Origin of the sequence: Actinomadura sp. HBU206391, from assembly GCF_014323665.1 — a bacterium.
In the GTDB taxonomy this organism is placed as follows: Bacteria; Actinomycetota; Actinomycetes; order Streptosporangiales; family Streptosporangiaceae; genus Actinomadura_C.
This window is the reverse complement of the sequence record NZ_JABVEB010000370.1, coordinates 1-4383: the sequence shown is the minus strand read 5'-3', so window position 1 is coordinate 4383 and position 4383 is coordinate 1. Positions and strand designations below refer to the sequence as shown.

Sequence of the window (4383 nt, the reverse complement as noted above, 5' to 3'; positions counted from 1 at the left end):
CCGAAGTCGGGGCGCATCACGCGTTCGCCCGGGCTGGTGAACAGCAGCATCTCGATCATGTCCCGGACGTGGTCGTCGTATCCGGCGTCCGCCGTCCGCCCCCGGCTGTCGACGCGGAAGGGGAACGCGATGTCGGTTCGTACCGGAAGCGCGCGCGGTGCCGGCAGTGCCATGGCACCCGTGGTGCCGGGCTCGGTGAGGCTCATCTGCCCACCACCCGCTGCTGGACGACCGACATCGCCGGCGGGCCCTGCGGGATGCCTTCCGCGCTGCGGCACTGGGCCGTGGCGAACTGCGGCAGCGCGGGCGTGCCGTTCACCACGACCTGGGCGGCGCTGCTCAGCCAGGTCACGGTCACACAGGGCTGCGGCTTGTTCCCGGCGGTGAACGGGCAGCCGACGACGGTGAAGACGTCGGCGAGCGTCGCCACCGGCTGACCGGCCACGAGCACCCGGGTCTGCGCGGGAAGCACCTGGACACGGCCGCCGTGCGGACAGGTGATCGTCGCGTTGACGTGCAAGAGATTTCCCGACATTGCGGCTCCTTCAGGCCACGGGCCTGCGGTTCACGGCTTCACGATGAGCGCGCCGTCGTTGACGGTCACGGTGGGGCCAGACAGCGAGATCGACGCGCCCTGGCCATTGGTGATCAAGATCCCCGCATCATTGATCACGATCGCCGCGCCGGTGGCGGTCTTGAGCGTGATCCCCATGCCCCCGGGGAGGTCGGAGAGGACGATGGTGCGCTGTCCCTGTGTCTGCAGCACGATGTTGGGCTGGGCCGGCAGGCCGGCCAGCGCCTCCGCCGGCAGCTCGGCCGCGGAGCCGTACCAGCAGCCCGTCCAGATCGGATAGCTCGGGTCGCCCTGCTCGAACTCGATCCACACCCCGGCGCCCACCGGCGGCATCACGTACTGCCCCATCCGCGGGCCGGCCACCGGCAGGCAGGGCATCGCGAAGGTCGAAGGGGTGTCGCCGAGGACGTCGGGCACCCGCGCCTGAAGCCGTCCCATGTTCATCGGGTCGACGTTGTTGACGACGGTGCCCCGGAACTTGCCGAGGTACCGCGTGGGCTCGGGCATGGACATCCTCCGCTGGGGTGGGAACGTCAGGGGATGACGACGGGGGCCAGTGAGATCAGGCCCTCGCGGGCGAGGGTGAAGTTCTGGGTGTAGGCGCCGGGCTGCAGATTGTGGGTGACGCTCTTTACGTAGTAGAGGCCGTCGTAGGTGATCCCGGCACCGCGTACACCGACGAGCTCGCGCGGGCGCAGCAGGTAGCCGTACCGCACGACGTCGAGCTGGCCCGAGCCGCTGACGGCGTCGGAGGACTCGATGGCCTTGGCGATCGTCTCGGCGAACGCCTGAGGGGCGTCCTTCTTGGCGGTGTCGGAGATGACCTTCTTCTTCAGCGCGGGCGCCGGCCGCAGAGCGAGCGGCGGGCGGAGGATGCTGACCTCGGGCACCGGCAGCTCGATGGAGATCTTGGTGGCCGGTATCTGGATGCGCGCCACCGGCTGCTCGCGCGCCGAGCCGTCGAAGCCGAAGGTGAGCTGGTCGACGTTGGACAGGTGGTCCATGTTGACGTTGACGGCGTGCTGCGGGACGCCGAGCCGTACCTCCGGACCCCAGTACGCGCGGCTCATCCCGGGCAGCGGGCCCGGGTCGAGGTAGAAGACGTACCCGTTGGCCTGCGCGAGCTGCGTCACGTAGCCGAGGTCGGTGCCGTTCTGGAAGTCGATGCGCTGGGTCGGCATCGGCGTCTGCGGCACGAGCTCGGGGATGACCATGGGGACGATGCCGTACTGCGCGTACTGCGCGATGATCGCGGCCACCCGGGCGGTCGGGGACATCGCGGGGTACGGCACGCCCGCGCGCTCTTCGAGGTCCATGAGCACCGTCAGGTCCTCGCCGGTGACGGTGAGGGTGGACTGGCCAGGCTGGCCGCTGACGCCGACCTCCTGCCGGATGATGACGCCGTCCATGAGCACCGTCGGCGTGCCCTTCACGGTGGCCACGACGATCACCCGTACCTGCGGATCGAAGTAGCCCGACGGCAGGAGGGTGTTGTTGATGACACCGGACTTGGACAGGTCGAAGGCGAGCTGGAACCCGCTGCGCTGGCCCGCCGTGACGGTGATCTGGGCGGACATCAGCGCGTCGGTGACCGGCTGCGGCACGGGCACGGGAATCCGCGGGCCCATGAGCAGCGTCAGGTGCAGCGGCGCGACGTCGGGCATGCGGTCAGCCCATCTCGACGGCCGACATGGCCGTGCCGGGCACGCCCTCGGGCAGCGTGATCCGGATGCGGCGGCCGGGGGTGTCGGTGAGCTCGCGCGGGTGGAGCACCGGGTTGGCGTCGGCGATCCGCCACCAGAGGCCGGCATCGCCGAAGTAGCGGTTCGCGAGCAGGTCGGAGCGGTCGGCCTGGGTGACGACGTGCTCGGCGATCTGCGCGAGCGCGGTCGGCTGCGGGAGCGGGCGGCGCCTGAGGTACGGCACCTCGCGGCCATCCGGTGCGGTGTGGACCGCCGTGCCGATGCCGTAGTAGCGGCTGGTGCGCGGGTACGGCGACGGCGCGGGGATCGCGTCGAGGGGACTGATGGTCATCGTGGGGGGTTCTCCCTATTCAGTCGGCTCAGTTCAGTCGGCTCAGTTCGGTCGGCTCAGACCCCGGTGAGGCCGAGGTCGGCCAGCCGGCCCGCCGTGGCGGCCCCGGCCATGCGTTCCTTCTGGGCGAGGTGGGCGAGGTAGAGCTCGGCGCCCCGGTGGCCGGTGGGCAGGTCGCTGACCGACAGCACCCGCAGGCCCAGGCTCACGACGGCGCGGATCGGGTTGAGGTCGGTGTCGAATGCCTCTTCAGTGATGGCCAGCTCGGTGAGCCGGACCGGGAGCACGCGGGACCGTCCCCAGGTGAAGAGGGTGAGCGGGCTCTCGATCGGCGTGATCTCCAGCGTGCCGATGGCGGCAAGGGACTGATTGGCTCTGACCCGGCTGCTGGGGGGTTGGATCAGCATCTCCAGCGTGGCCAGCTGAGGGTGGATGCCGTTGGGGGCCGGGATCTCGGGCTGGTCGGTCGCGTCGATCTCGGCCTGGAACTGCCAGGTCTCGACGGCCGGCCCCTTGAGCCGAAGCGCCTCGGTCCGATCCCCCTGCCCCTCGGCGGCCGCCGCCTGCGGCGCCAGACTCCGCTGCAGGGTTTCCGGATTGAACTGCATGACAATGACCCGCTGCGGCGTTCCACGGATCGGGTCGACAATGACCAAACCGGATCGGATGGGCTTGGGAAGATCGGTGAATCGGGTCATCTTTCAGGCACCCCTGCGGCATCGAAGGTGGCGATCAGTCGGATACCTGCCGGTCATCGGCCCACCTCCGTGGCGGTGAGCCCGGTGTGCACCGACCGGGCGAGCGCCCGGCCGAGGCGGCGCGATGACGTGGTGGGCGGCAGCGGCGGCAGCCCGGCGAGCAGATCCACGTCGCGATCGGTCGTCGTTGCGAGCGGAACTCCGGCCGGGTACGGCTCACGGCGTTCGGTGAACAGCCGGGTCAGCTCGGTCGCGAAGACCGCCGCGACGAGATCGCGGTCGACGCGCGGGAATCCATCGAGGACGAGCTCGCCGATGTCGACGACGACGCGGTCGGGAAGCTCCGGCGCAGGAGGCTGGTCGCCTGCCCGCGACCGGGCGGGGCCGTGCTCGCCGCGGTCGCGGGTCGCCGGCCGGGCACGGCCGTCATCGGCCGCCGCCGGGCCTTGATCCCCGGTGCCGCCCGGGGGCACGGGCATGCCGGTCATCGCCATCCCGCGACCTCCCCCGCCGTGAGGGAGCGCTCGAGCTTCAGGTACTCCGTGCGGGCGGCGGTGAGCAGGTGGCCCATCCGCAGCGGGGCCTGCTCGTCGGCGGCGAGGAAGGCCGCCGACAGCGCGATGTTGCGGATGCTTCCGCCCGCCACCGTGAGCTGCGCGAGCCGGACATGGTCGATCCCCTCCGACGGCGTCTGGGCCGGGATGACCCGCCGCCAGATCTCGGCCCGCTCGGCCTGGCCGGGGAACGGGAAGTCGACGACGAACCTGATCCGCCGCAGGAAGGCCGGGTCGAGCGCCTTCTTCATGTTCGTGGTGAGGACGGCGAGGCCCCGGTACTCCTCCATCCGCATCAGCAGGTAGCTGATCTCCAGGTTGGCGTAGCGGTCGTGGCTGTCCTTGACCTCGCTGCGTCTGCCGAAGAGCGCGTCGGCCTCGTCGAACAGCAGCACCGCGCCGCCCCGCTCGGCGGCGTCGAAGACTCGGCGCAGGTTCTTCTCGGTCTCGCCGATGTACTTGCTGACCACCTGCGACAGGTCGATGACGAACAGGTCGAGCCCGAGCTGGCCCGCCACGACCT

The 4383-nt window shown here is 70.6% G+C and carries 8 protein-coding genes; all 8 read right to left on the bottom strand.

Annotated features, from left to right (window positions below; all coding sequences use genetic code 11):
* Positions 1-206: GPW/gp25 family protein (locus HKK72_RS36590; RefSeq protein ID WP_222721604.1), on the bottom strand; the 206-nt coding region annotated here is incomplete at its 3' end.
* Positions 203-535: a PAAR-like protein gene (locus HKK72_RS36585; RefSeq protein ID WP_187238974.1), complete on the bottom strand. Its 333-nt coding sequence runs from the start codon at positions 533-535 to the stop codon at positions 203-205. The genes HKK72_RS36590 and HKK72_RS36585, both read right to left, overlap by 4 nt.
* Positions 536-565: 30 nt before the next feature.
* Entirely contained in the window at positions 566-1081 is a 516-nt protein-coding gene (locus tag HKK72_RS36580) for a phage baseplate assembly protein V (RefSeq protein ID WP_187238973.1), read from the bottom strand.
* A gap of 26 nt (positions 1082-1107) precedes the next feature.
* Positions 1108-2238 carry a hypothetical protein gene (locus tag HKK72_RS36575; RefSeq protein WP_187238972.1) on the bottom strand — a complete coding sequence of 377 codons (1131 nt, stop codon included), beginning with the start codon at positions 2236-2238 and terminating at the stop codon, positions 1108-1110.
* Positions 2239-2242: 4 nt separating this feature from the next.
* A complete protein-coding gene (locus HKK72_RS36570) occupies positions 2243-2608 on the bottom strand; it encodes a LysM domain-containing protein (RefSeq protein ID WP_187238971.1) in 366 nt (121 codons plus the stop codon).
* A 56-nt stretch (positions 2609-2664) separates the two neighbouring features.
* Entirely contained in the window at positions 2665-3306 is a 642-nt protein-coding gene (locus HKK72_RS36565; RefSeq protein ID WP_187238970.1) for a hypothetical protein, read from the bottom strand.
* A 53-nt stretch (positions 3307-3359) separates the two neighbouring features.
* Positions 3360-3800, bottom strand: a complete 441-nt coding sequence (locus HKK72_RS40345; RefSeq protein WP_222721603.1) for a hypothetical protein — start codon at positions 3798-3800, stop codon at positions 3360-3362.
* The coding region (locus HKK72_RS36555; RefSeq protein ID WP_187238969.1) for an ATP-binding protein at positions 3791-4383 on the bottom strand (593 nt) is incomplete at its 5' end. The genes HKK72_RS40345 and HKK72_RS36555, both read right to left, overlap by 10 nt.